The sequence below is a fragment of the uncultured Brevundimonas sp. genome (assembly GCF_937863155.1).
Classification (GTDB): Bacteria; Pseudomonadota; Alphaproteobacteria; order Caulobacterales; family Caulobacteraceae; genus Brevundimonas.
Genome location: NZ_CALMFB010000073.1, coordinates 23,207 through 45,711, shown reverse-complemented (window position 1 = coordinate 45,711; position 22,505 = coordinate 23,207). Strand labels below are relative to the sequence as shown.

Annotated in this window: 22 protein-coding genes; 14 read left to right on the top strand and 8 right to left on the bottom strand. The window is 66.5% G+C overall.

Going from position 1 to position 22,505, the window contains the following annotated elements:
• The 3 genes from Q0581_RS13870 to Q0581_RS13860 all read right to left on the bottom strand — a co-directional run bounded on the left by Q0581_RS13870 (position 1) and on the right by Q0581_RS13860 (position 1,530).
• Positions 1-618 (bottom strand): lytic transglycosylase domain-containing protein, encoded by a 618-nt coding sequence (locus tag Q0581_RS13870; RefSeq protein WP_293826799.1) that lies wholly within the window; start codon positions 616-618, stop codon positions 1-3.
• A 76-nt stretch (positions 619-694) separates the two neighbouring features.
• Positions 695-958, bottom strand: coding sequence for a helix-turn-helix transcriptional regulator (locus Q0581_RS13865; protein ID WP_293826802.1), 264 nt, complete (start codon positions 956-958; stop codon positions 695-697).
• A gap of 89 nt (positions 959-1,047) precedes the next feature.
• A complete protein-coding gene (locus Q0581_RS13860) occupies positions 1,048-1,530 on the bottom strand; it encodes a helix-turn-helix transcriptional regulator (protein ID WP_298701045.1) in 483 nt (160 codons plus the stop codon).
• A gap of 269 nt (positions 1,531-1,799) precedes the next feature.
• Between Q0581_RS13860 and Q0581_RS13855 the strand changes: the two genes are divergently transcribed.
• The 4 genes from Q0581_RS13855 (at position 1,800) to Q0581_RS13840 (ending at position 5,219) form a co-directional block, all read left to right on the top strand.
• Positions 1,800-2,336 carry a GntR family transcriptional regulator gene (locus Q0581_RS13855; protein WP_298701044.1) on the top strand — a complete coding sequence of 179 codons (537 nt, stop codon included), beginning with the start codon at positions 1,800-1,802 and terminating at the stop codon, positions 2,334-2,336.
• A gap of 70 nt (positions 2,337-2,406) precedes the next feature.
• Positions 2,407-2,535, top strand: a complete 129-nt coding sequence (locus Q0581_RS13850; RefSeq protein ID WP_293826810.1) for a hypothetical protein — start codon at positions 2,407-2,409, stop codon at positions 2,533-2,535.
• A 300-nt stretch (positions 2,536-2,835) separates the two neighbouring features.
• A complete protein-coding gene (locus Q0581_RS13845; protein ID WP_298701043.1) occupies positions 2,836-3,501 on the top strand; it encodes a lasso peptide biosynthesis B2 protein in 666 nt (221 codons plus the stop codon).
• 2 nt (positions 3,502-3,503) lie between these two features.
• Complete coding sequence (locus Q0581_RS13840; RefSeq protein ID WP_298701042.1) at positions 3,504-5,219, top strand: asparagine synthase-related protein; 1,716 nt, start codon at positions 3,504-3,506, stop codon at positions 5,217-5,219.
• On the opposite strand, the gene Q0581_RS13835 is transcribed toward Q0581_RS13840, so the two are convergent.
• From Q0581_RS13835 to Q0581_RS13820, 4 genes are all read right to left on the bottom strand, one after another.
• The gene (locus tag Q0581_RS13835; protein WP_298701041.1) at positions 5,152-7,539 is read right to left on the bottom strand and encodes a prolyl oligopeptidase family serine peptidase; all 2,388 of its coding nucleotides are present in this window, start codon (positions 7,537-7,539) and stop codon (positions 5,152-5,154) included. The genes Q0581_RS13840 and Q0581_RS13835 overlap by 68 nt on opposite strands.
• 6 nt (positions 7,540-7,545) lie before the next feature.
• On the bottom strand, positions 7,546-10,494 hold the full coding sequence (locus Q0581_RS13830) for a TonB-dependent receptor (protein ID WP_298701040.1): 2,949 nt from the start codon (positions 10,492-10,494) through the stop codon (positions 7,546-7,548).
• Between the two features lie 90 nt (positions 10,495-10,584).
• Positions 10,585-11,556, bottom strand: a complete 972-nt coding sequence (locus Q0581_RS13825) for a FecR family protein (protein WP_298701039.1) — start codon at positions 11,554-11,556, stop codon at positions 10,585-10,587.
• A 9-nt stretch (positions 11,557-11,565) separates the two neighbouring features.
• Entirely contained in the window at positions 11,566-12,054 is a 489-nt protein-coding gene (locus Q0581_RS13820; protein WP_298701038.1) for an RNA polymerase sigma factor, read from the bottom strand.
• A gap of 343 nt (positions 12,055-12,397) precedes the next feature.
• On the opposite strand from Q0581_RS13820, the gene Q0581_RS13815 reads away from it, so the two are divergent.
• Positions 12,398-12,640: a helix-turn-helix transcriptional regulator gene (locus Q0581_RS13815; RefSeq protein WP_293826822.1), complete on the top strand. Its 243-nt coding sequence runs from the start codon at positions 12,398-12,400 to the stop codon at positions 12,638-12,640.
• A 246-nt stretch (positions 12,641-12,886) separates the two neighbouring features.
• Positions 12,887-13,804 (top strand): hypothetical protein, encoded by a 918-nt coding sequence (locus Q0581_RS13810; RefSeq protein ID WP_298701037.1) that lies wholly within the window; start codon positions 12,887-12,889, stop codon positions 13,802-13,804.
• A 47-nt stretch (positions 13,805-13,851) separates the two neighbouring features.
• Here Q0581_RS13810 and Q0581_RS13805 read toward each other — a convergent pair whose 3' ends face one another.
• Positions 13,852-14,298 carry a helix-turn-helix domain-containing protein gene (locus Q0581_RS13805; protein WP_298701036.1) on the bottom strand — a complete coding sequence of 149 codons (447 nt, stop codon included), beginning with the start codon at positions 14,296-14,298 and terminating at the stop codon, positions 13,852-13,854.
• Positions 14,299-14,351: 53 nt separating this feature from the next.
• On the opposite strand from Q0581_RS13805, the gene Q0581_RS13800 reads away from it, so the two are divergent.
• From Q0581_RS13800 to Q0581_RS13765, 8 genes are read left to right on the top strand one after another with little or no spacing between them, the layout of a single operon-like run.
• Positions 14,352-15,020 carry a cation transporter gene (locus Q0581_RS13800; protein ID WP_242078205.1) on the top strand — a complete coding sequence of 223 codons (669 nt, stop codon included), beginning with the start codon at positions 14,352-14,354 and terminating at the stop codon, positions 15,018-15,020.
• A gap of 28 nt (positions 15,021-15,048) precedes the next feature.
• On the top strand, positions 15,049-15,405 hold the full coding sequence (locus tag Q0581_RS13795) for a hypothetical protein (protein ID WP_293826830.1): 357 nt from the start codon (positions 15,049-15,051) through the stop codon (positions 15,403-15,405).
• 56 nt (positions 15,406-15,461) lie between these two features.
• On the top strand, positions 15,462-16,715 hold the full coding sequence (locus Q0581_RS13790) for a TolC family protein (protein ID WP_291756218.1): 1,254 nt from the start codon (positions 15,462-15,464) through the stop codon (positions 16,713-16,715).
• Positions 16,715-17,917, top strand: coding sequence for an efflux RND transporter periplasmic adaptor subunit (locus Q0581_RS13785; RefSeq protein WP_293826832.1), 1,203 nt, complete (start codon positions 16,715-16,717; stop codon positions 17,915-17,917). The genes Q0581_RS13790 and Q0581_RS13785 overlap by 1 nt, the downstream gene beginning before the upstream one ends.
• An 8-nt stretch (positions 17,918-17,925) precedes the next feature.
• Positions 17,926-21,150, top strand: coding sequence for a CusA/CzcA family heavy metal efflux RND transporter (locus Q0581_RS13780; protein ID WP_035307833.1), 3,225 nt, complete (start codon positions 17,926-17,928; stop codon positions 21,148-21,150).
• Positions 21,147-21,752: a cation transporter gene (locus Q0581_RS13775; protein ID WP_242078210.1), complete on the top strand. Its 606-nt coding sequence runs from the start codon at positions 21,147-21,149 to the stop codon at positions 21,750-21,752. The genes Q0581_RS13780 and Q0581_RS13775 overlap by 4 nt, the downstream gene beginning before the upstream one ends.
• Positions 21,753-21,760: 8 nt before the next feature.
• Positions 21,761-22,360, top strand: a complete 600-nt coding sequence (locus Q0581_RS13770) for an isoprenylcysteine carboxylmethyltransferase family protein (RefSeq protein WP_224764254.1) — start codon at positions 21,761-21,763, stop codon at positions 22,358-22,360.
• 7 nt (positions 22,361-22,367) lie between these two features.
• Positions 22,368-22,499: a hypothetical protein gene (locus tag Q0581_RS13765; protein ID WP_255347087.1), complete on the top strand. Its 132-nt coding sequence runs from the start codon at positions 22,368-22,370 to the stop codon at positions 22,497-22,499.
• Positions 22,500-22,505: the final 6 nt, after the last annotated feature.

Here is a 22,505-nt window from a genome sequence, read left to right as displayed (position 1 = left end):
TCACCGTTCGACTGAGATTGAAAAGACGACGAGGCCGGCACGCTGGCGGCCGAAGATGTCCCATGCGGGAGCCGGCGGCGCCGGCGGCGTCGGATCGGGCTCGGTGGGGTCCGGAGCAACCAGGCTCGGGGCGACAGGGGGCGCGGCCAGCCGCAGCCGAACCGCCGCGGCCTCGACCTTGGAGACGTAGCCATTTCGGAATCCACGTCGGGCGTCGCCGGTGTTGTAGCGGGACAGGGCGATCCTGAGCGCGGCCTGGCGGTCGGCTGCGGCGTCTCCCGACACTTGGTAGCCGGCCCGCAGCACGGTCGCCGCCGCCGCCAGGTTACGGCAGGGATCAAAGGCGTCCTCGACCGAGAGACGCAGCCACCCCAGATTGCTGCTGTTGATCTGGGCCAGGCCGAGATCGATGTTGGCGCCGCGGGCCAGGAGGGCCCGGGCCACGCGCGCCGCTTCGCTCGCGTCGCGGGCGCGCGCTGGCGCTATCCCGCCCCGGTTCACGCCGATCGCCAGAGGGTCGAAGCCGCTTTCGACGTGGGCGATCGCCGCGATCGTTTCAGGCGCGACCGAAGGGGCGCAGGCCTGCGAGAGGGCGAGAACAGCGGCCAGTTCGAGCATAAAGCCTCCTTCGAGAAGGCTTCACCTCACCAGAGACGAGGCTTTGCGGGCCACCCGCGAAATCCCCGTGGGAGATCTACGGTAGGAAGGACCGGGGTTCGGAGAGATCGCGTGTGACCTTGGCGAGACGCGCGACGGCCTGGATGCGGGTGCGCACGTTGAGCGCCTCGCACGCTGCGGCCAGATGCTCGTCCACCGTGCGCGGCGAAATGCCGATTTTCTCGGCAATCCCGGCCGAAGAGAGACCCGTGGCGGCCAGCAGCAGGCACTCAAACTGTCGATCAGACAGGGCGTCGATCGACGACGCGAGCGCGCCCGGCGGTGTCGGCGTGAGGGACATGCCCTATGGAGGGCGCTCAAGGCGCGTCTGGAAAGACCGTGACCTTGGCGCCGTAAACCTACGGTGGCCGTGTACGGCCGGTCTCTCGGTCAGCCGGCATCGTCGCGTGTCGGGCGCATCAGCCGGGCGCGACGTTCCTCAAGCCAGGCGTCAGCTTCAGCATCACGATGCACGGACTGGACGGCCAGATCCCGAAGCGTCTTGGTGAAGGTGTTGATCAGGGTGCGGGCGTCGAGGTCGTTGATGGCGTCGCCGGCTTCCTCGTCGAACTCCTGCAGGACGACGACCAGAATGGTCGCAAGTTTGTTGTCGGCGCACCGCAAGGCGAAGTCCGGGGAACCCAGCGCGAGGGCCGCCAGGATGCCGTGAGGATCGCTGTCGGTGACCTCAGCGAAGCGATGAATCCGTTCGATGTTGATCCGGCCCGCGCCGGACTCGAAATGCTCGTACGACCTCAGGGCCATATTCATTCCCTGGGCCACGTCGATCGTTCGCATGCGTCTGTGCGTACGGATGAGGCGCAGGCTGGAGGAGAGGACGGCGTTCGGCGTCAGGGGGTGCTGGGAGTCCATCTGTCGGTCTATGCCCCGGTCATCCACATCACGCGAGCTATACTCCCTACCCCTACAGGTTGAAAAATGCATCAGCCATGCGTCAAATGAAAGCGTAGAAATATCAACGACGTAAAAGCTGCGGTCATGGCGCAAGATTATTGCGGAACTCATCCTAGACGCTACTCACCCGCGCGCGCGCCCCTTCACAGGGCGGTCGTCTATCTACGGGGAGGGCGGCCGTATCCGCCGCGACCCGGATGAGGCAGCGTGATCCCTTCGGTATGGCCATGGCCAGTCTGCGAACGGCGATCGAGGACGGTCTCGCGCCGGGTCAACACCTGTCGGTCGCGGACATCGCGGCCTCGCTCAAGCTCAGCACAAGTCCCGTGCGAGAGGCGCTCTCGCGATTGTGCGGCGAAGGTCTGATCGAGGATCGGCGGGGCCTCGGGTATTTCACCCGCGCGGCGCCGTTTGAGGACATCGTCGGGCTGCTCGACCTGGAGGCCGCCCATGTCCGGCTCGCCTCCCGCAACTGCGCGGTCCCGGGGCCGACCGATGCGACCGATGAATCGGTTGATCGATGGATCGCGGATGTCGTCGCTCGCTGCGAAAGTCAGCCCCTGGTCGAAAGTCTGATCCGGGTCCGACGCCGGCTCGCGCCCCTGCGACGCCTGGGCGAAGCGATGATCGATACGGAGACGCCGGACCAAGGCGATCGGCTAGATGCCTACTATGCGCGGTGGCGGATCGCCGCCAGCCTCCTCGCCGCCCGCATCCGGCGGCTTGATCCCGACGAGTCCGAATACACGCGCAATATCGTTTGAATCGATTTGGGATCGGGCGCTGATGGTTCGTCGTCGACCTTCTGTCGACCTTCAGAAAGAGGAGACGACTATGACCACCAAGAGCATCTCGCGCCTCGTTCGCCTGGGCGCCGCTCGTCAGCTCACCCGCGCTGGCGTCGAAGGCGAGTTCGTCGAGCTGAACGGCATCGAGCGCTACGACATCACGCCGGGCGCCTGAGCCGAAGGGCCGTCCGTAAGGGCGGCCCGAACGCCCGGCATGCCCCGAACGCGGCGTCGAAGATCAGGGGTGTCACGACAACACGGAGGATGGCGATGAAAGCCACCAACCGAGTGCTGCGGCTGGGTCAGGCGCGACGCCTGACACGCGCCGCGTTGGACGGCGAGCTGGTCGAGCTCAACTCCCACATGAAGTGGGACATGCCGGTCGGCTGACTGCGGACGGGCCGTCATCGCTGACGGCCCGATCTGCCGCCCCGCGCTGCTCAATCACAGTCAAACTCTCGTTCCGGACCGCCGCATGCAGACCGCCATCCCCAATCTTTTCCACGGATCTCTCGAACGCGGAGAGCTCGACGCATCGGTTCACGCGGTCAAGGTAGGCTCGGACCTGGTCCTGCTCGATCTGGCGACAGACGGCTATCTCCTCGTTCCCGAGTGCGGTGATGTCCGTGTCGAGGGGGCGACCGTACTGGCGCCGATGGATTTGATGCTGGAACTGGCCGCCGGCGAGCTTCTTCAATCTGGCCAAGCGCAGCGCCATCGCGCGCCGCCACCTGCGATACCTTCTCGTCGGCTCCCGGAGGCATCGGTTGGCAGACCCACCGTCGCCGACGTGGCGACATTCGCCATGCTTTGGGCGGATACGGCACGCCGCAAGCCTACGCTTCAGGATCTTTCACGGCGGGTCTCCGGGCGACATGGTCGGCGTGACGATCTTGAGGCTATCGCGGCGCGCGTCAGCCTGTTTCGTCGGATGCTTCCCTATGCGCCGACCGTCGGCGCGTGTCTGTTTCAGGCCGAGCTCCTGCTTCGGTTCCTGAATGCTGCAGACCTGGACGCGGAGTGGGTCTTCGGCGTCAGGGTTTGGCCATTCCTGGCGCACTGCTGGCTCCAGGTGGACGAGCACTGTGTGAGCCAGTCGCCGGACACACTGACGATCTACCGCCCCATCATGGCGATCTGACCGTGACAGCGGACTCCTATGTCGTTCTGGTGGGGGATAGCGCCGCGGCGCTGGAGGCGCTGTCTCGAACCATCGCTCGCCGCCTCGCCGGTTCGGGCTGGAGCCGACGATTTGCCCATCCCTTCATTGCCGTCTATGCGCCCGCGACTTCCAAGGTCGATGCCGTCGCGGCGCTCGACGGCCACGGCGTTCTGATTGGCGAGATATTCGATCGCGCGGGTCGTCCACTGTCGCCCGCGGAACGCGGCGTCCTGGCCTGTCGCACTCTCGATTCAGAGCGCGCGACAGACATCGTGTCATCCCACTGGGGGCGCTATGTGCTCGTTCGGCGGACCTCGGCCGATGTCGCGATCCTGCGAGATCCCTCCGGGGCCGTCGAGGCGGTGACCTGGCGAAAGAACGGCGTAAGCGTCATCGCGCCAGACGCCCCGCCCGCCCTGGATTGCCTCATGCCCGATGATCTCGCCATCGACTGGGGCTCGGTCAGAGGGCTCATGGGAAGGAGCGGCGGCTATCGCCACGAGTTGGCCCTGTCTGGCTTCACGCCCGTGGCATCCGGCGAACTCCTCAACATCAGTCAGGCCCGTGTCCGGTCCCGACAGATCTGGTCACCGTCCGATATCTACCGGACGGCGCTGGAGCGGGGCCGACCGGATCTTCGCGAGGTGGTCGATCGGGCGGTGCAAGCCTTGGCGGGACAGCGCAGCTGGGTCGTCGAAGTCAGCGGGGGTCTGGACTCGGCGATCGTGGCCGGCGCCCTCACGGACAGCCAGCGGGCCCGGGTCACGCAATGGGTCAATCATTTCGTGGACGATCCGGAGGGCGACGAGCGCGAGTTCGCGCGGCCTGTCGTCGAGCGAGACGGCTACCGACTCACGGAGGTGAAACGGGAAGGACTGACGCTTTCGGCAGCGCGTCTCGCCAGGTCGGCGGACAGTTTCCGTCCCCCGGTCAACGACCTCGATACCGACTACAACGAAGACATTGCGGCGAGGGTACAGAGTTCGGGCGCCTGGGGTTCCCTCACGGGGCAGGGTGGTGACGTGGTCTTTTTCCAGATGCCGACCTTCCTGGTCGCGTTCGACGAGGTGCGGGAGAGGGGCCTGCGGGCGCGGGCCGAAGTCCTGCGTGGCGCCGCGCGCTGGACGGGCCAGTCGCTCTGGCCGAACACCTGGCTCAGGGCCCGCCGAGCTCATCACACGCGGATGCGTGACCGGAAACACCCGTGGCTCGACGACCTCAAGGGCGTGCCGCCCGCGAAGGCGATGCAGATACTAGGGCTAGTCAACGGCCAGGCCTATCAGGGGAGCGCCGTACGCAGCCGCCATGGACCATGCGTCAACCCGCTCCTGAGCCAACCGGTCATGGAGGCGGGTCTGGCCTGGTCCTCGGTTGATCTCGCCTGGGGTGGACGAGACCGTTACGCGGCGCGAGCCGCTTACGCGGACGCCATTCCGCCCTCCATATTTGACCGGCGGTCGAAAGGGGAACTTGGGGCCTTCTATGGTGAAGCTGTGGCCCGGAACCTCGACTTCCTGCGTACATATCTGCTCGAAGGCGAGCTGGCCGGTGCGGGACTTCTGCCACAGGGCCTCGCGGACGACATGACGCGCGAGGCCCTTGTCTGGCGAGGCGGGTTCTCCCGGCTGCTCACCCTGGCGTTGACGGAGGGGTGGCTGCGGCGATGGCAGGCGAGGATCGCGGCGTCTCGGGTTTGAGATACCGATCGAACCAGTCGATCACCTGTTCATAGTAGATTCGGGCGTTGCCCGGGTTGTGGATGCTGTGATCTTCGCCGAACAGATAGGTCAGCGCGGCCGGCTTCCGGAGGCGTACGAGCGCCGCATACATCTGCTCGGCGTGGGCCCCCAAGAAGTCCAACTCGCCATGAAACAGAAGCACCGGCGCCGCGATCCGATCGGCGGCTTCAAATGGGCTACCTCGTCTATAGCGCTCGGGATCGCTCCAGAAGGATTGCAGCATGCCCGCTTGCCCGGTCTCGAGCCAACGCGCACCGCTGATCGCGTCTATGGTGTTGTCCCCCTGCATCCGCTGGTGCGGTGACATCGCAGAGAGAGACAGGGGCAGGTTATAGGCCCCGTTGACGGCGATCACCGCTTTGAAGCGCTCCGACTGCGCGGCGCTCATGACAACCGACCACCCGCCGAAGCTGTGACCCCATAGCCCGATCCTGTCGGCGTCGATCGAGCCGTCGACGGCCGCTGCATCGACGACAGCGAGGATCCGGTCCGCGAGGCCGGCCGAGGGTTCGGCGTTCGCAGGCAGGTCCGGATAGATCACCGCATAGCCTGCCGCGACCAGCAGTCCCCCGTTCAGTGTCATCTGAACAGCCTCGGGAGTCATGGCGCGAGGCGCAGTGGGGTAGGTCTTGCCTGGATAGGGAATGACGACAACCGGCGGGGGCTGGGTCGTCGTCTCGGGCAGATAGACCCAGCCTCGCGCTCCGTTCGGTCCGGTGATCAGGCGACCCTGCGGAACATAAACGGTGTCCAGTTCCGGATTGAGACGTCTGACGATCTCGGAGCCTAGCGCGCTACGGACTTCCAGCCGGTTCGAGGCGCGGCCCTCTGCTCCAATCCCGACGCTGATCTGTCGGTCCCAGCTGACGCTGGCTCCGGGCGCCGCGTCGACGCAGGGTGACGGTGCGGGTAGAGCGTCCGCGAACACACGGCACAACTGGCCGCCGTCTCCTACGATCTCCGCCTGGACGGCGCCCATCGGATCCGTCGCGCGCCGATGCCCCAGGATTCCCGAAAGACGGGCCAGATTGCCTGTCGGGCCAAGGTCTTCCGCCGACAGATTATGTCGAAGGCGAAGGACGCGGCCGTGATCTTCGATAAGAGCCGCATCTTGGCCTTGGGCAAGCACACGGCCGCCTTCGCTCAGGCTGTTGGCGAGGACGGCTTCCGTCCCACGTTGAGCCCACCAGCCGAGTCGCCCGTCTCGTGTCCCGCGAACGACGGCTCCCTCGCCGAGCCAGGCCGCATGCGCCGTGGGGCTACCAAAGACGTCGGGCGTCGTGTCGGGCGCCACGCCCGTCGGCGTTCGATCCCGGACCTCGCCCGAGGGCGTCACGGAAAGAAGGCGGGCAGGGGCGGGCCCGATGCTCGCCACGAGAAGCTCCGAGGAGTTCGCAGACCAGCCGAGGAGACTGGTGGAGATGTCTGCAGTTTCTGGCGGGTCGATCGACCGGCCAGTCACCGTGTCCACGAGGCGCAACGAACGCGCCCTGCGAAACTCGGTCGAGACGTCGAGTCCGGGGGGAGGGGCCAGTGGACCGTCTCTCAGCACGGCGACATGTTTTCCGTCCGGGGAGGCTTCGAAATCGAGGAAGTCGCCTTCCGACAGGACGACCGCTGCGCCCGTATTGGCATGGACGCGCCACAGCCTGCGGGTCTCGCGCACCTCCGCCGCCGCGCCCTGTCCGACGGACACGAAGGCGGGCTCTCCCCGAGCGGCCTGCGCCCAGAGATCGGGGAGGCGTCTCTGTGTTGCGTTCTGCATCGCGAGGCGAGGCGGCAGGGCTCCATCCGGCATGCCGAGCACGAGCAGTTCGACGTTCGAGATCCATTGGACCGAACGCCCCCATGCACCGCTCTCGGGAGAAAGATCGCTCCAGGCGACGGCGCCGGCCCGCAGGTCCACGATCCCGAGCCGGAACGTCAGGTCCTGGAGGCGAAAGACCACCAGCCGGGAACCGTCCGGAGAGAAGGGCCCCATGGTGTAGCCGGCGCCGTCGTCCATCGGCAGCAGGGGGCGGATCTCCGACGGCGTGTCGACATTGAACCGGTAAAGTCTCGCATACCGGAGAGCCCCCTCGGGCTGCAGATCGTAGCGTGGGAGATCGCCTCTCGCTCGGCGCTCCTCAAAGACGGCCACTGAGCCGGACGGATCGATATCGATACGTCCAAAGCTCTCGAGGCCGAGCAGGGTCTCGATCGTCAGGGGTTCCGAAAGAGACGGTGACGGGCAGGCGAGGGCGAGCGCGCCTAGCGCGCTGATCAGCTTGATGCGCATGATCGGTCACCAGCGCTTGGTGAGCTGGAGCGAGACCTGTCGACCGAGCGCGTTCGTATTGGCCCCGTCGAAAGCGACCCCGTTTGGCGAGTCGTAGAAGGGCGGTGCAGCGTTGGCGAGGTTCAGGATGTTCAGAGCCAGGGAGAGGCCTTCGACCCAATCTGCCGCGAAGTCGTAACGGACCTGACCGTCAAAGGTGGTCCAGTCGTCAATCTGACGGTTTGTCATCGGGTCACGGCCCGCGCCGACGTAGTTCGCGATCAATCCCAGCGCCAGAGGCCCACGCACCCATTGCGTTCCGGCGCGACCACGCCATCGCGCCGGGAAGTTTGGGTCGCCGAGAAGATCTTCAACCGGCGCGGCTGTTGTGACCTTGCGGTCATTGGTCAGCAGATGAGTGACCGTTCCATCGATCGTCGCCTGCCAGCCCGACAGTTCGAACCGGTAGCGCGCCGACAGGTCCACGCCTTCGACCTCGAATCCAGCCGCGTTGACGAAACGGTTGTCGACGATCACGCCATACGATGTCGCCGGGAAGACCGTCGGATTGAAGTTGCCCGGATGGTCGAGCAACGCCTGCACGAGCGCCCGGTCTTCGGCGGACGTCGTCGGCGAGACATAGCGAACGAAGGGTGCGAAGGACGGATCGTTCAGGGCGTTGGCAAGATTCTGAATGATGGGATTACCGATGCGGTCGTTGAACCGGGTCCGGAACCAGTTGCCCTCGAGCCGAAGGCCTTCATGGGCCGCCGGTGTCCAGACGAAGCCCGCCGTGGTGGACTCCGCGGTTTCCGGTCGGAGATCGGGGTTCCCGCCGTACTGGATGAGTGTCAGGACGTTCCCGCCGCCTCTGCTCAGGAACGAGGGGCCGATCTGGTAGGCGCTTTGAAGTTCCCTCAGGGATGGCGCGCGAAAGGACGTGCCCCACGAGGCACGCAACACCAGATCGGGCGTTGGGCCGAACAGCAAGCCCACCTTGGGATTGCTTGTGCTGCCGACCCTCTCGTGGTCTTCCACCCGGCCGGCAAGCGACAGCTCCAGTCGCTCGATCCCGACGTGGGCGTTTTCAGGACCGACAATCGGGATCCGGAGTTCGGCGAAGGCCGAGGAAACATCCCGTTCGTAGGACACCGGTGCGGTCATGCGAGGCGCAGTGCCCGACAGAAAGCTCTCGCCGCCGGTTTCGAACTGCTCAGCACGGAAGTCCAGGCCGAAGGCGGCCCGCAAAGGCCCGCCGGGAAGCTCAAGGATCGTGCCGTCGACCTTTACGTTGAACGAAGCGACCGTGCTTGCCCAGTCAGTGTCGGTGTACCCCGAGCCGATGTGGGCGAGGATCGCCGCGGAGTTCGCAGCGGGGGCTCCGAAGGGGTTGAAGAAGCCGTTCGCCGCCGTCGTGAACGGCGTGGTCGGGATGTCCGCCCGAGCGCCGAGGGCCTCCTGAAGAAAGGTCGTCTGGACCCGGTTTGAAAGACGACGGCTGGTCGTCTCCTGCGCGCCACTGGCATAGGCAGAGACGTTCCACCCGACGATTTCGCCGGAGACGCCTAGCGCCCCGCCGAGGCTTTCCGTACGACCTTCCGAGCGCCCCGGACCCAGGTCATTGATCCAGGAATAGGCGATGTCGTGGGATGCCGAACCGTTTGGCGAGACGAAGTGGGGGTTTGCGCGCGTCACCGTGAACACGCCTGCGTCGGCGCTCGTGTTCAGGAAGAAGTCCCGCTCGGTGTAGCGGATGTCGCCGTCGATGCTGAACCCGGCAGGCAGGTTCTGTCGGGCGGCCAGGAAAAGGCTTTGCCGCTCCTGGCGCGGCAGAAACCACTGGCCTTCAAGCTGGTTGGTCCGATTGATCCGCCCGGCGATGAAATCGCCGGGCGTCAGTCCAACGCCAGTCTGCCCGGTCGGGATGGCGAAGAGCGGAAGATAGGTTGCTGTGGCGGCGTCGAGGCGGACGATGTTTCCCGGAGCGGCGGTGAGCAGCCGGTGATCGGTGCCTCCGAGCCGCCGCAGGTCGGCATCCGCAGTCGCGTCGCGGTCCGAACCCCTGAGCTCACCGCGGTCGTGATACTCGTAGGCGGCGACCAGACTGCCGCTTCCCCAGTTGAGTCCGCCGGCGTGGGAGAAGAGGATTTCTTCCGCTCCGCCGTCGCTCGTGCCGCCCACCCTGATGCGGGTCTCAGCGCCTTCGAAGCGGGACTTCAGGATGATGTTGACGACACCCCCTACAGCGTCCGCGCCATAAAGCGCCGACGCGCCGTCGAGAAGGACGTCCGCTCGGGAGATCGCGCTGGACGGGATGTTCGAGATGTCTGCGAAGTCCCCGGCGTTACCGGTTCCTGCGACGCGCCGGCCGTTGACAAGGACGAGGGTCGCATCCGCACCGAGGCCGCGAAGATTGACGCCCGTCGCAGAGCCGACATTGCGCCCGGAGCGGTCGGCTCCGGTGTTGGTCGAGCCTTCATGGGCCGCGCCAGTGAAGTTCTGCGGCATGGCCGCCAGGGTTTCTGCGACGGTCCCGCGCCCCTGTCGATCGACATCCGCCTGCGTGACAATCATCACGGGGGAGGTGCTGTCGGCTCCCCTGAGGTAGGTTCCGGTGACCACGACTTCATCCAGTTCGGTCGTTTGCTCGCTTTCGGCGCGGACCGACGGATCGACCAGTACGAAGACTGTGGGGCGGCTCTGCCGATAGCTCAGCCCGCTGTCTCGGAGCATCAGCTGCAGCGCCGCCTCTGGCGTGTAGTCGCCGCTGACGGCCGGAGACTGGCGACCCGCCACAAGCGCGCTCGGGTAAAGGATCTGCAGACCGCTCTGGCGGCCGAAGGCGGGCAGCGTGCGCTCCAGAGGCCCGGCGGCGATGTCGAAGCGCCGGACGCTGTCCGACGACTGTGCGATCACCGGCGTCGCGACTGCCAGCATCAGCGCGGCGAGCGCGGTTGAAGTGTATCCGTGGCCCATGGTTTCCCCCGTTAGTTACCCGCGAACTTGCGGGGCGGGGAGGAGACGTTGGGTCGCGGGGTTTCCCCTAAGTCCGGAGGCAGATTATTTTCAGGCGCCGCCGGCCAGTACGATGCGACCCTCGGCGCTTCGCGTCGCCCTGAGGGGATAGAGGTCCGTGAGCGCGGCGACAAAGCCGTCGATGTCGCCCGCATTGAAGACCCCGCTGACCCGTATTTCGGAGATGCGGGGATCTCGGAGTTCGATCGGCTCGCGGCTGTATCGGTTGACCTCCGCCACGGCGACCGAGATGGGCGTGTTCTCGAACGTCAGTCGTCCGACGGTCCAGCTCGTCGCGGCAGGAACATTGGCCGCGATCACGCGCGGCCGGTCCGCCGATGTCGTAACCTGCTGGCCAGGCTTGAGGGACCATTGCGCGGACCGCGCCTCCTCCTGTCGAACGGCGACGCGGCCCTCGACCAGGATGACCCGCGCGCCTTCGCCCGACCGGCGCACATCGAACCGGGTGCCCAAGGCGGTGACCCGGGTGTCGCCCGCCGCCACGACGAACGGACGTGACGGATCGTCTTCGACATCAAACATCGCCTGGCCGGAGGTCAGGGTGACCGAGCGGTTGTCCCGCGTGTAACGGACTGAAACGACAGAGTTGGTGTCCAGAACGATCCTTGAGCCGTCGTCCAGCTGCACGGTCCTCTGCTCCCCGATCGCCGTTGCATAGGACACCGGGCGTTGCTGAAGCCAGGCGATGCTGACGACACAGATCGCCAGAGCCGCTGCGCCCGCAACGCCAAGGGGAACCAGCAGGCCGGACGGTCTCCGTCTGCGGCCTTGGGCGGCCCGGACCGCTTCAGTGGTCAAAGCGGCCATCTCCGGGTTGCCGGCAAGAGCGCCCGCCGCGTCCCACATGGCCTCGACCTTCTGGAAGGCGCGCGCATTGTCCGGATGACGGCGCCAGACGCTGAAGCCGCGCACGTCCGCTGTCGTGACCTTGCGCTGATTGAGCCGAGCGAACCACTCGACGGCTTCCTTGCGCCTGATGTCGGCCTCCGCCTCGATCGTCATCCGTCTTGCCTAAAGGTCCAGCCGAGACGTGCAGTAGTCGAGCGCCCGGGCCATTCGCCACTCCACGGTCTTTACGCTGATGTCGAGCGTCCGGGCGATCTCAGGATAGGTCATACCGCCAAAGCGGTTGAGAACGAAGACATCTCGATAGAGCGCCGGCATCGCACGGATGATCTCGGTCAAAACGGTCGCATCGAATTGCGACGCGGCTTCGCTGTCAGGCGGGGGCGCTGTCTCACGGAAGCGCTGCTGCCGAGCGTCACGTCTCCTCTCGTCGCTCAACAGATTGAGAGCGATGCGCAGCAGGAAGGCTTTGGGATGCCGGATGTTGGACAGAACGTAGGGCGCGGCCCGGATGTAGGTCTCCTGAACGACGTCCGCAGCCGCATCAGCGCCGATGCGCCCGCGCAGACGCCGGCCCAGCCATGGGGCGTACTGACGGTACAGACGGCCCAGACCGTCCTGCCCCTCCGCTCCCAGCTGCTCCGTGTCTGTCACCACGCCTCTCCGACTTCTTCACGGGAAGTCCGGAATCCGGGCGAGACCGCGCACAGGGTCTCGCACGCGTCAGCGCACGCCTCCACAGGCGTCGGCAACCGACATCCACGCAGCGCGCAGGGTCGTCGATGATCTGATGTCGCACAGGGGATTCCAGGCCCCACCAACGCGGACGTCGGCACCGGAAGCATGAATCAAAGGCGCGGCGGGCGCAAGCCGCGCAACCGACGAGAGCCGATGAGGGGCTTCCGCAAGAAAATGGCGGGAAGCCCGCAATTCACTGTCGTTGCCGGAGACGGCGATTCCCGCGCAACGTGAATCTCGTTCAGTTGAGGAGTTGTCCATGGATTGCGCGTCACCGGCCCAGCCCCGCGAGATCCCCGCGCTCAGCCCACGCGAATCCGAGTGTCTCCTGTGGGTCAGCCGGGGCAAGAGCTCTGCCGACATCGGCCAGATCGTCGGCCTCTCGCCGCGAACAGTCGATAGCTACCTGGAAAAGACCTGCGCAAAGCTAAGGGTAAGAACCCGGATCGAAGCGGTCGCCGTGGCGGTTCGCGCAGGCCTCATCGACCCAGACGACGAATAAGGGCGAGAAAAGGGGGCGGGCCTGGAACTTCTGTACGGAAGCCGGGTGTTTCAGCGCTGATCGCCGCCGACGCCTTCGCGTCCCCTGGCTCTCGATCAACGCCTATCCGTTCCGGAACCCGCCGCCATACAGTCTAGGGTCAGATCCCCGGTCGAGTCGATCCTCTCGCGCGAGCGGCATGCGGTCAGGTCTGGCGGATTGAAGCTGCTAGACTGTGCGGAGCGATTGCGAGCGACAGGTGACCTGATGTCCTACCCTTCTTTCACGAGCGCAGAGGCGACGGTTGATCGCTTTCTGGAGATCCTGTCGGAACACGGCGTGGATCTGGCGGGCGCGTCGCAGGATGAGGCGCTGCAGATGACGAACGTCATCGAGATGTGGCGAAATCCTGCTCTGAGGCCGCTGGATCCGCGGCCTGTACTGCGCGCGGCGATGGGTTTCGTCGATCTCGCCGGCAAAGTGGTGAGAGTCGCCGGACACAAGGATTTCGGGGAGCTGATCCCCCATCTGAAGATGCTGGCGAAGACGACCGTGCTGCAGAATGCCGCCAGCCCGGTGACCGATGACGCCGGCAACAAGGTCATCGAGCTCTATGTCGCCGCCCTGGCCATGACGTTTGCTGACGAGGTGAAGCTGGATCACCCCTCGTCCTCGAAGGGCGACAATCCGGACGTTATGTTGACCTTCCGCTCCAGGCGTTGGGCTCTGGCCCTGAAGACCCTGCACAGCCGAAGCGCCCGAACGATTTACGACAACATCAAGAAGGCCTCCGATCAGATCGAGGCGTGCGAGGCGGACCATGGGCTGGTGGTCCTGAACGTAAAGAACCTGCTCGACTACGATGCCCTGTGGCCCGCGCCTGCGACGGCATTTCCCGAAGCAGCGGTCATCTCCGACTATTTCCGGCAGGTCGAGGGCATCATCGCGCCGCTCGCCGAGATTACGAACGAGGACTGGCTCGCCGCGCTTGGGCCGGATCGAAAAGCGGCGTTGCCGGTGATGTTCATTGGCCAAGCGGCCGCGTTCGCTCAACCGACGTACGGCGGCGGGCCTCATCCCATGGCGATCAAAGGCATGGTGTCGCACATGGTCCCGGCCGGCGACCCTGTGGGGGCGATGAGATTGGCGAAGGCGCTCAACGATGCCGCCCAGCAGTTCACCTGACCGGGACAACCACGACCGTCTGAAATGGTGGAGGCCGAGCGTCGCACTTATGCGTGAGGACCGTCGCATTGCGCATGGTTTCCGAGCGCCTCGATCACCCGGCAATCGGAGATCCGCCCACCCGAACAACTCGCCGCCTGAATCCGGGCGAGCTCGGCGTGGAGCGTCTGAAGCCCGGCGATGCGAGTCTCAACCGCCGCAAGCTGGCGCTCGGCGATCCGGTTGACCTCCGTGCAGGGGCGGTCGGGTTCGTCGGACAGCGCCAGCAGGGCGCGGATGTCGTCGATCTCGAAACCCAGCTGTCGCGCGTGACGAATAAAAGCGAGCCGCCGCGTCGCCGCGCCGTCGTAGAGGCGCCGATCGCTTGCCGTGCGGGGCGCTTCCTTCATCAGGCCAATCTGCTCGTAGAACCGGATCGTCGGAACCTTCACGCCGGTCTCGGCTGAGAGGCGACCGATCGTCCGGAGCGGGGGAGGGGATGGGTCTCTGGCCATTCGCGAAATATAGGGCTTGATCCTCTAGTGGCTAGAGGATGCATGAAGGTCGCATGACGACGCCCGCCCCGACAGAATCCTGCGCCCCGTCACGAGGCTGCTGCGGCCATCAGGTCCGGTTCGACGGGGCCTCGCCCGCCTATCGGCGTGTGCTGGTGGCCGTCATCGCCCTTAATTTGGGTGGGTTCTTCGCGGTCGCCGCCGGTGGTCTCATGCAGGGCTCGGCGGCTCTCGCCGCCAACGCCATGGACTTCCTGGCCGACAGCGCCACCTACGCTATCAGCCTCTGGGCCATTGGCAAGTCCGTGCAGGTGCGGTCCGGCGCTGCAGTCTTCAAAAGCGCAAGCCTCCTCGTCATGGCCGTGAGCATTCTCGGCTACGCCGTCTGGAGAGCGGTCACGGGGCAGCCGCCCGAAGGCGTCGTCATCACCGGTCTGGGACTGGTCGGCTTCGCCGCGAATCTAATCGCCGCCCTGCTGCTCGTGCGTTTCCGTGACGGTGACGCCAACGTGCGCTCCGTCTGGCTTTGCACACGGAACGATCTGATCCACAGCCTGGGCGTCGCCGCGGCCGGCGGGCTGGTCTGGCTGACTGGATCCCGGTGGCCGGACTTGCTGGCGGGCCTTCTGCTGGGCGGAGTCTTCCTCCAGTCCGCCATTTCGATCTTGGTGCAGGCTAGGGCGGAGAGCCGCGCAGCCCACGCCGCTGCTCGGACTTTGTAACGCATTGCCTGACTTCGAGAACGAAAGTATGCAGCGCGCGATGACCTGGTCGATGACGACATGGGCGAAGCTGATCGTGGCGATGACTCTTGTCTTCGCCGCCTTCTTCTTTGCGCCCGCCGTCGACGCCGCGACCTGTCTGCCGGAACCGCCTGCGGCTCACGCGGTCGTCGATCATGATCAAAGCGACGGCGACCACAGCGGCAAGAGCGGCGGTCACGGGATCTGCTCGCACGGCCACTGCCATCACACCTCAACGGCGCGCGGTCCTGCCGTGGACGCCTTTGCTCCGTCGTTCGGCGAGCCTCCTCTGCAAAGCGGCCGACAGGATGACTTCCGGGCGTCCATCACGCCTGACGGCCTGAAGCGTCCTCCCAGAGTCTGACCGAAGACCTGCGCCTTAGCGCGCCTCTTCGTCCTCAGAAACTCTGGAAATGAATCATGTCTCCCACATCTCGCAGGCGGCCGCGTTACGCGGTCGGCTGCGCCCTCGCTGCGATCGCGGCGACCCTGGCCAGTCCCGTATGGGCTGACCCAGCTCCGACCTATGCCCAACTCCTCGCTCAACTCGGGAATGCGCCTGCGACCCTTGAGGCGGGCGCCAACTACGACGCAGCGGAAGCCCGTGTCCGTCAGGCACGGGTGCGTCCCAACCCTGTCCTCGGCTTCGATGTCGAGAACGCCTATGGCTCAGGCCCCTATTCGGGTCTGAACAACGCGGACATGACCCTGGCGATCAGTCAGGATCTCGAGCTGTGGGGACGTCGTTCGACGCGCATCGCCGCCGCTCGCGCCGAGGCCGGCGCAGTGGGCCTTCAACGAGACCTTGCGGTCATCGACGCCGCAGGCCGCCTGGCCCTGGTCTATGCCGAAGCGGAGGCCGCGCAGAGGCGAGCCACGCTCGCGGAAGAAACCCTCACGCTGACCGTCGCGGATGCCCGCGCGGCCCTGACCCTCGTGGAGGAAGGTCGCGAACCTCTCCTCCGCGGCATTCAGGGGGAGGCCGAGGCTGCCTCGGCGCGCGCGACGCGGGATGAAGCTGTCGCGGAACGCGACGCGGCCTATGCCCGTCTCACGGCTGTCGCCATGATCCCGGTTCCGGTCACGCAGATCGAAGACAGCCTTCTCGACGAGGCGCCGACGACGATCGGATCCGTGATCGAGGATGCGCCGACGGTCCGCGTCGCCGAAGCCCAACGGTCCGCCGCCGAACGACGCATCGATGTTCAACGGGTTCAGGCCCGCCCCGACATCAACGCCAGTATCGGCATCCGCCGCTTCGAGGCGGAAGATGCGACGGCGCTGACTTTCGGCGTCAGCATGCCGCTGCCGTTGTTCGACCGAAACCGGGGAAACATCGAAGCGGCGCAAGCCGAGTTTCGCGCTGCCGACGCCCGGCTGATGAGTGCGCGGCAGGAAGCCCAGGCGGACCGAGCTGCCGCGGTCGCTCGCCTTTCGGCCTCGGTCAGTCGCGTCAACGCTGCTGACGGCGGCGTCACCGCCGCAGAGGAAGCCTATCGCCTGTCCCGCATCGGCTTTGAGTCCGGCCGCATTTCCCAGGTCGAACTGCGGGTGACCCGCACCGCCCTCGTCAACGCCCGGTCTGCAGCGGTCGACGCGCGTCTCGCGCGCGTCCGAGCCGAGATCGATCTCGCGCGCCTTGATGGCCGCGCCCCCTTCGAAGGAGCCCAGTGATGCGCAAGCGCACGTCGAACAAGACCCTGCTGATCGGCGGCGTCGCCGCCCTGGTCATTCTCGGAGGCGGCGGCCTCTGGTTGGCCACCCGGTCCTCCGAACCCGCCGCGCCGGCTGCCGCCGAAGGCGAAGCCGGCCATGCCGAGGAAGAGGGGGGACACGCCGAGGGGGAGGCTGCCGGGGCAGAGACCGAAGGTCGGATTGAACTCACCGCAGCAGAGATCCAGGCAGCGGGCATCACGGTCGTCGGCGTCGGCGGCGGAGGAGGAGGGGAGACCCGGCTCGCCGGCCGCGTAGAGCCGATGGTCGATTCTCGCGCTGCCGTGGGCGCTGCCGTCGGAGGTCGCGTCGAGCGCGTTCTCGTCGCGCCGGGTCAGTCGGTCCGCGCCGGTCAGCCGCTTGTGAGCCTTGTCAGCGGCGAGGCGGCGACCTTCCGCGCGGACGCCGACGCGGCCGGGGCATCCGCTGAAGCGGCGCGCCAGGCCTATGAGCGAAATCGCAGTCTGGCGGATCAGGGCATCGTCGCGCGGCAGGAGGTCGAAGCGTCACGCGCCCAGTTCCTGAGCGCCGAGGCGGCGACCCGCGCCGCTCGCGCCCGCTCGGCGGCCGCTGGCTCTCCGAACGCTTCGGGCAGGCTCAGCGTGACCAGTCCGATCTCGGGCGTGGTCAGCAGCGTCCAGGTCGGTCCGGGCGGGTTCGTCGCCCAGGGCGGCGTGGTGGCGGAAGTCAGCAATCCTGCTCGTGTCGAGATGGTCTTCAACGCACCGCCTGCCCTTGCGGCCAATGTGCGTGCCGGTGCGCCGATGCGCGTGACCGGGCCGAACGGCGAGTTCGACGCCGTCGTCACCGGCGTCGCCGCCGACGCCGGTCTCAGCGAAAGCGGCGCGACCGTGATCCGGGCCCGACCCTCTGGCGCGTCTCTGCCGCCAGCCGGTTCGGCCGTCACTGGCGCCATCGTGACCGGCGAGGCGACTGGCGGGATGACCGTGCCCACCGAGGCGGTCCAGACCGTCGATGGAAACACCGTGGTCTTCGTGCAGGTCGAGGGCGGCTTCCAAGCCGTGCAAGTGCTCGCAGGCCGCCAGGCCGCGGGCCGCACCGAGATCCTGCGCGGGCTCACCGGATCTGAACGCGTGGCGTCCGCCAACGCCTTCCTGCTCAAGGCCGAAATGGCCAAGGGCGAAGCCGAGCACGGGCACTAGGGGGCGTCATGTTCAAAGCACTTATCGAAGCCTCGGTCCGCTTCCGATGGTTCGTGGTCCTGGCGACGGCGATCGTCGCCGCCTTCGGCCTCTACAACCTGACGCAGCTACCCATCGACGCCGTGCCGGACATCACCAACCGGCAGGTTCAGATCAACACCATCGCGCCAGCGCTCGCGCCCGAGCAGATGGAACGTCAGGTCACCTATCCGCTCGAAACCGCGATGGCGGGTATTCCTGGCATCCAGACCACGCGGTCGCTGAGCCGAAACGGCTTCAGCCAGGTCACGGTCATCTTCTCCGACAACACGGACATCTACTTCGCCCGCCAGCAGGTGGCCGAACGGATGGCGCAGGCGCGCGAACGGTTGCCCGAAGGCGTGGAGCCGGCGCTTGCGCCCATCACCACGGGACTGGGCGAGGTGCTGATGTGGACGGTCGACTTCAAGCCGTTCAACAGCGCCAACCTCGCCAAACCGGGTGAGCCCGGCTGGCAGGCCGGCGGCGCCTATCTGACGCCCGAAGGCGAACTCCTGACCACGCCCCAGGCCCGCGCAACCTATCTCCGCACGGTTCAGGACTGGATCATCGCCCCGCGCATGCGGACCGCGAAGGGACTGGCCGGCGTTGATGTGAACGGCGGCTATGTGAAGGAGTATGCGGTCCGACCCGACGCCGCGCGTCTGGCGGGTTACGGTCTGAGCCTGAACGATCTCGTCGTCGCGCTGGAACGGGCCAACACCCAGGCTGGCGCTGGCTATGTCCAGCGGTCCGGCGAAGCCTTGACCGTGCGGACCGACGCCTTGGCGCAGACCATCCCGGATCTCGCCCAGGCCCCCGTCGTCAACCGCAACGGACTGGTCGTCCGGGTCGCCGACGTCGCCACCGTCGAGATTGGCCAGGCGCCGCGTCTCGGCGGCGCCAGCCGCGACGGCCACGAGGCCGTGGTTGGTACGGCGCTGATGCTGGCCGGCGGCAACAGCCGGACGGTGGCCCAAGCCGCAGCCGAACGTCTCGAGGAGGTTTCCGCGAGCCTGCCGCCGAGCGTTGTCGCCGAACCGGTCCTGAACCGCAGCTCGCTGGTCAACAAGACCATCTCAACCGTCGCCAAGAACCTGATCGAAGGCGCTCTGCTGGTGATCGTGGTGCTGTTCCTGCTGCTCGGCAACATCCGTGCGGCCTCGATCACCGCCCTGATGATCCCGATCAGCTTCCTGTTCGCGGTCATCGGCATGAACCGCTTTGGCATCAGCGGAAACCTGATGAGCCTCGGCGCGCTGGACTTCGGCCTTCTGGTCGACGGCGCGGTCGTGGTGGTCGAGAATACCCTGCTGATGCTCAGCCAGCGGCGGGCCGAAGCCGGTCGAATGCTAACACGTCGGGAGCGGCTCGAGGTTGCTGGAGCCGCGGCGCGTCAGATGGTCAAACCGGCTGCTTTTGGCCAGCTGATCATCCTCCTGGTCTTCACGCCGCTGCTGATGCTTGAGGGCGTGGAGGGCAAGACCTTCATCCCCATGGGCGCAACGGTGATGCTGGCCCTCGTCGGCGCCTTCATCTTCTCCTTCACCTTCGTGCCGGCGATGACGGCCCTGCTGGTCCGGGATCCGAAGAAGGTCGAGGTCGATGAGCACGGCCACGCCCACGAGCACGAGACCTTCATCCTCCGATACGCGCGGCGCTGGATCGAACCGGCGATCCGCGCCGCCGTCGACCGGCCCAAAGTCGTCCTGGCGTCCGCGCTCGGCGCCCTCGTCATTGGCGGCATCGCCTTCAGTTCTTTGGGGCGGGAGTTCATTCCGACCCTGGATGAAGGCGATATCGCCATGCAGGCGTTGCGCGTGCCGTCCGCCTCGCTGGAACAATCGCTGGCGATGCAGATGGCCCTCGAACGCGTCATCAAGGCCCAGCCCGAGGTGAAGACTGTCTTCGCCCGGACCGGGACGGCGGAGGCGGCGGTGGACCCGATGCCGCCGAACATTTCGGACGCGGTCATCGTCCTGAAAGACCGCAAGGAGTGGCCCGATCCGAACCTTCCGAAAGAGGAGCTGATCGAACGGTTCGAAGAGCTCGCCGCCGGACAACTCGGCAACAGCTTCGAGTTCAGCCAGCCCATCGAGCTGCGCTTCAACGAGCTGATCTCGGGGGTTCGGACCGACCTCGCCGTGATGGTCTATGGCGACGACTTCACCCAGCTGCAGGCCACTGCGGACCGGGTCGCCGCCGCCCTTCGTGCAACGCCCGGATCGGCCGACGTTCGCGTCGAGCAGGCGTCGGGTCTGCCCACCCTGACCGTCAGCGTGGATCGTTTCGCGGCCGCCAACTACGGCTTGTCGGCCGCCGATGTCTCCGAGGCGGTTTCGGCCGCGGTCGGCGGCGCCGAGGCCGGGCAAATCTTCGAAGGCGATCGTCGCTTCAGCGTCGTCGTCCGTCTCGCGGATGATGCACGGAATGATCCGGCGGCCCTTGCGGCTCTGCCGGTAACGACCGCCACAGGCGTGACCGTGCCGCTCTCCTCCGTCGCCCGGATTCAGGTCGCGGAAGGACAGAACCAGATCAGCCGCAATGACGGCAGCCGGCGGATGGTGGTGCAGGCCAACGTTCGCGGGCGCGACCTGGGCGGCTTCGTCACCGAGGCCCAGGCCAAGGTGGAGGCCGACGTCGATCTTCCGACCGGCTACTCCCTGACCTGGGGTGGCCAGTTCGAGAACCTGAAGCGGGCCGAACAGCGTCTGGGGCTGGTCATTCCGATCGTCTTCATCCTGATCGGGGTCTTGCTTTTCATGGCTCTGGGATCCTTCGCCGAGGCGGGCCTGGTGTTCGCGTGCGTTCCGTTGGCTCTGGTCGGCGGCGCCCTGGCGCTTGTCCTCAGGGGGATGCCGTTCTCGGTTTCCGCAGCGGTCGGCTTCATCGCCGTGTCCGGCGTCGCGACCTTGAACGGTCTCGTGCTGATGCAGGCCATTCGGGAGCGTCTCACGGGCGGAGCGGCGCCGCGTCTTGCCGCCATCGAAGGCGCGACAAGCCGGCTTCGCGCCGTCCTGACGACGGCTCTCGTCGCCATCGTCGGGTTCATCCCGATGGCATTCGCTCACGGCGCCGGCGCCGAAGTGCAGAAGCCGCTGGCCACCGTGGTCATCGGAGGCCTGCTCACGGCCACCGCGCTGACGCTCCTTGTCCTTCCGACCTTCGCGGCCAAGGCCGTGAAACACCGGAAGGCGGAAGGGATCGAGGAATGAGCGGGGCCCACGAAACAGAGCAGGTCCAGCGCCGCACCCTCCTGGTGGTGCTGTTCCTGAACGCTCTGCTGTTCGTGGGCCTGGGAGTCGGCGGCCTCGCCGCCGACTCCAGCGCTCTGCTCGCGAACGCCGTCGACAACGGCTCCGACGCGGCCGTCTATCTGATCAGCTTCCTCGCCGTCGGGCGCGCGCTGATCTGGAAGACGCGGGCGGCTCAGGTCTCCGGCGTGATGCTGCTGATCTTCTCGGTCCTCGTCCTGCTCGACGCCCTGCGCCGGACGCTGACGGGAACCGAGCCGGTCGGACCGACCATGATGGTGCTCGCTGTCGTAGCGGCGGTTACCAATCTGATCTGCCTGCTGCTGATCCGTCGGCAGCAGAGCAGCGACGTCAACATGAAGGCGGCCGAGACATTCAGCCTGAACGATTTCGCCTCGAACGGCGGCATCCTCGTCGCAGGCGGCCTGGTGATGTGGTTGGACCAGTCGTGGCCCGACCTGCTGGTGGGGGTGCTGGTCGCCGCCATAGCCGCCAAGGGCGGCTTCGACATTCTACGCGATGCGCGCCTTGCGCGACGCGACGCGGAGAGCTCGGTGACATGAGCCCGCCGTTGATCGACATCGCCTCCGTCCAGCGCTGGCGCAAACTCTTCATCGCCGCCGGGTTGTTCGCCCTGCTGGCCTGGACCGCTCTCGTGAAGGCCCAGCCACAGCTCGAGCATCCCGTCGAACATCTCGGGCTGATCGCCATCATGGTTTGCGTCCTGGGGCGCGCCTGGTGCTCGCTCTACATCGGCGGCCGAAAGAAGCAGGAGATCGTCACCAGCGGGCCCTATTCGCTGTGTCGAAACCCGCTTTATGTTTTCAGCTTCATCGGCGCATTCGGGATCGGCGCACAGACGGGCAGCCTGACCGTCGGCGCCACCTTCGCCGTCGCCTGCTGGATCGTGTTCCGCATCGTCGCGAGCCGAGAGGAAAGCTTCCTGACGTCGGCCTTCGGCGACACCTACCGCAGCTACGTCGTGCGCACCCCCCGCTTCGTTCCGAACCTGCGCCTCTGGCGTGATGAGGCGGAACTGTCCGTCCGGCCGGCCTTCTTCCTCCGGACTGTCCGCGACGGCCTTGTCTTCCTTCTGGCGTTGCCCGTGTTCGAGGGACTGGAGCACCTCCAGAACCTCGGCTGGCTCGACGCTCTCATCGCCCTACCGTGAGGTCGAGATGAACCGCAAGCGACTGGTCATCCTCCTGAGTGCGGCTTTGGCGATCGCCGCCTTCGTCGCTGGAGCCGTCGCCCAGCGCGCCGGGATGTTCGTGCCCGACCGCTCGATCCCTACCCGTGATGTCTCCTGAGGAGCC

What these genes read in the sequence shown, in the direction of transcription:
- Q0581_RS13855 (WP_298701044.1), top strand. Translation starts at nt 1,800, where the DNA reads ATGGCCAGTCTGCGAACGGCGATCGAGGACGGTCTCGCGCCGGGTCAA.
- Q0581_RS13785 (WP_293826832.1), top strand. Translation starts at nt 16,715, where the DNA reads ATGCGCAAGCGCACGTCGAACAAGACCCTGCTGATCGGCGGCGTCGCC.
- Q0581_RS13800 (WP_242078205.1), top strand. Translation starts at nt 14,352, where the DNA reads ATGACGACGCCCGCCCCGACAGAATCCTGCGCCCCGTCACGAGGCTGC.
- Q0581_RS13865 (WP_293826802.1), bottom strand. Translation starts at nt 958, where the DNA reads ATGTCCCTCACGCCGACACCGCCGGGCGCGCTCGCGTCGTCGATCGAC.
- Q0581_RS13795 (WP_293826830.1), top strand. Translation starts at nt 15,049, where the DNA reads ATGCAGCGCGCGATGACCTGGTCGATGACGACATGGGCGAAGCTGATC.
- Q0581_RS13790 (WP_291756218.1), top strand. Translation starts at nt 15,462, where the DNA reads ATGTCTCCCACATCTCGCAGGCGGCCGCGTTACGCGGTCGGCTGCGCC.
- Q0581_RS13850 (WP_293826810.1), top strand. Translation starts at nt 2,407, where the DNA reads ATGACCACCAAGAGCATCTCGCGCCTCGTTCGCCTGGGCGCCGCTCGT.
- Q0581_RS13810 (WP_298701037.1), top strand. Translation starts at nt 12,887, where the DNA reads ATGTCCTACCCTTCTTTCACGAGCGCAGAGGCGACGGTTGATCGCTTT.
- Q0581_RS13845 (WP_298701043.1), top strand. Translation starts at nt 2,836, where the DNA reads ATGCAGACCGCCATCCCCAATCTTTTCCACGGATCTCTCGAACGCGGA.
- Q0581_RS13835 (WP_298701041.1), bottom strand. Translation starts at nt 7,539, where the DNA reads ATGCGCATCAAGCTGATCAGCGCGCTAGGCGCGCTCGCCCTCGCCTGC.
- Q0581_RS13805 (WP_298701036.1), bottom strand. Translation starts at nt 14,298, where the DNA reads ATGGCCAGAGACCCATCCCCTCCCCCGCTCCGGACGATCGGTCGCCTC.
- Q0581_RS13780 (WP_035307833.1), top strand. Translation starts at nt 17,926, where the DNA reads ATGTTCAAAGCACTTATCGAAGCCTCGGTCCGCTTCCGATGGTTCGTG.
- Q0581_RS13815 (WP_293826822.1), top strand. Translation starts at nt 12,398, where the DNA reads ATGGATTGCGCGTCACCGGCCCAGCCCCGCGAGATCCCCGCGCTCAGC.
- Q0581_RS13775 (WP_242078210.1), top strand. Translation starts at nt 21,147, where the DNA reads ATGAGCGGGGCCCACGAAACAGAGCAGGTCCAGCGCCGCACCCTCCTG.
- Q0581_RS13765 (WP_255347087.1), top strand. Translation starts at nt 22,368, where the DNA reads ATGAACCGCAAGCGACTGGTCATCCTCCTGAGTGCGGCTTTGGCGATC.
- Q0581_RS13830 (WP_298701040.1), bottom strand. Translation starts at nt 10,494, where the DNA reads ATGGGCCACGGATACACTTCAACCGCGCTCGCCGCGCTGATGCTGGCA.
- Q0581_RS13825 (WP_298701039.1), bottom strand. Translation starts at nt 11,556, where the DNA reads ATGACGATCGAGGCGGAGGCCGACATCAGGCGCAAGGAAGCCGTCGAG.
- Q0581_RS13870 (WP_293826799.1), bottom strand. Translation starts at nt 618, where the DNA reads ATGCTCGAACTGGCCGCTGTTCTCGCCCTCTCGCAGGCCTGCGCCCCT.
- Q0581_RS13860 (WP_298701045.1), bottom strand. Translation starts at nt 1,530, where the DNA reads ATGGACTCCCAGCACCCCCTGACGCCGAACGCCGTCCTCTCCTCCAGC.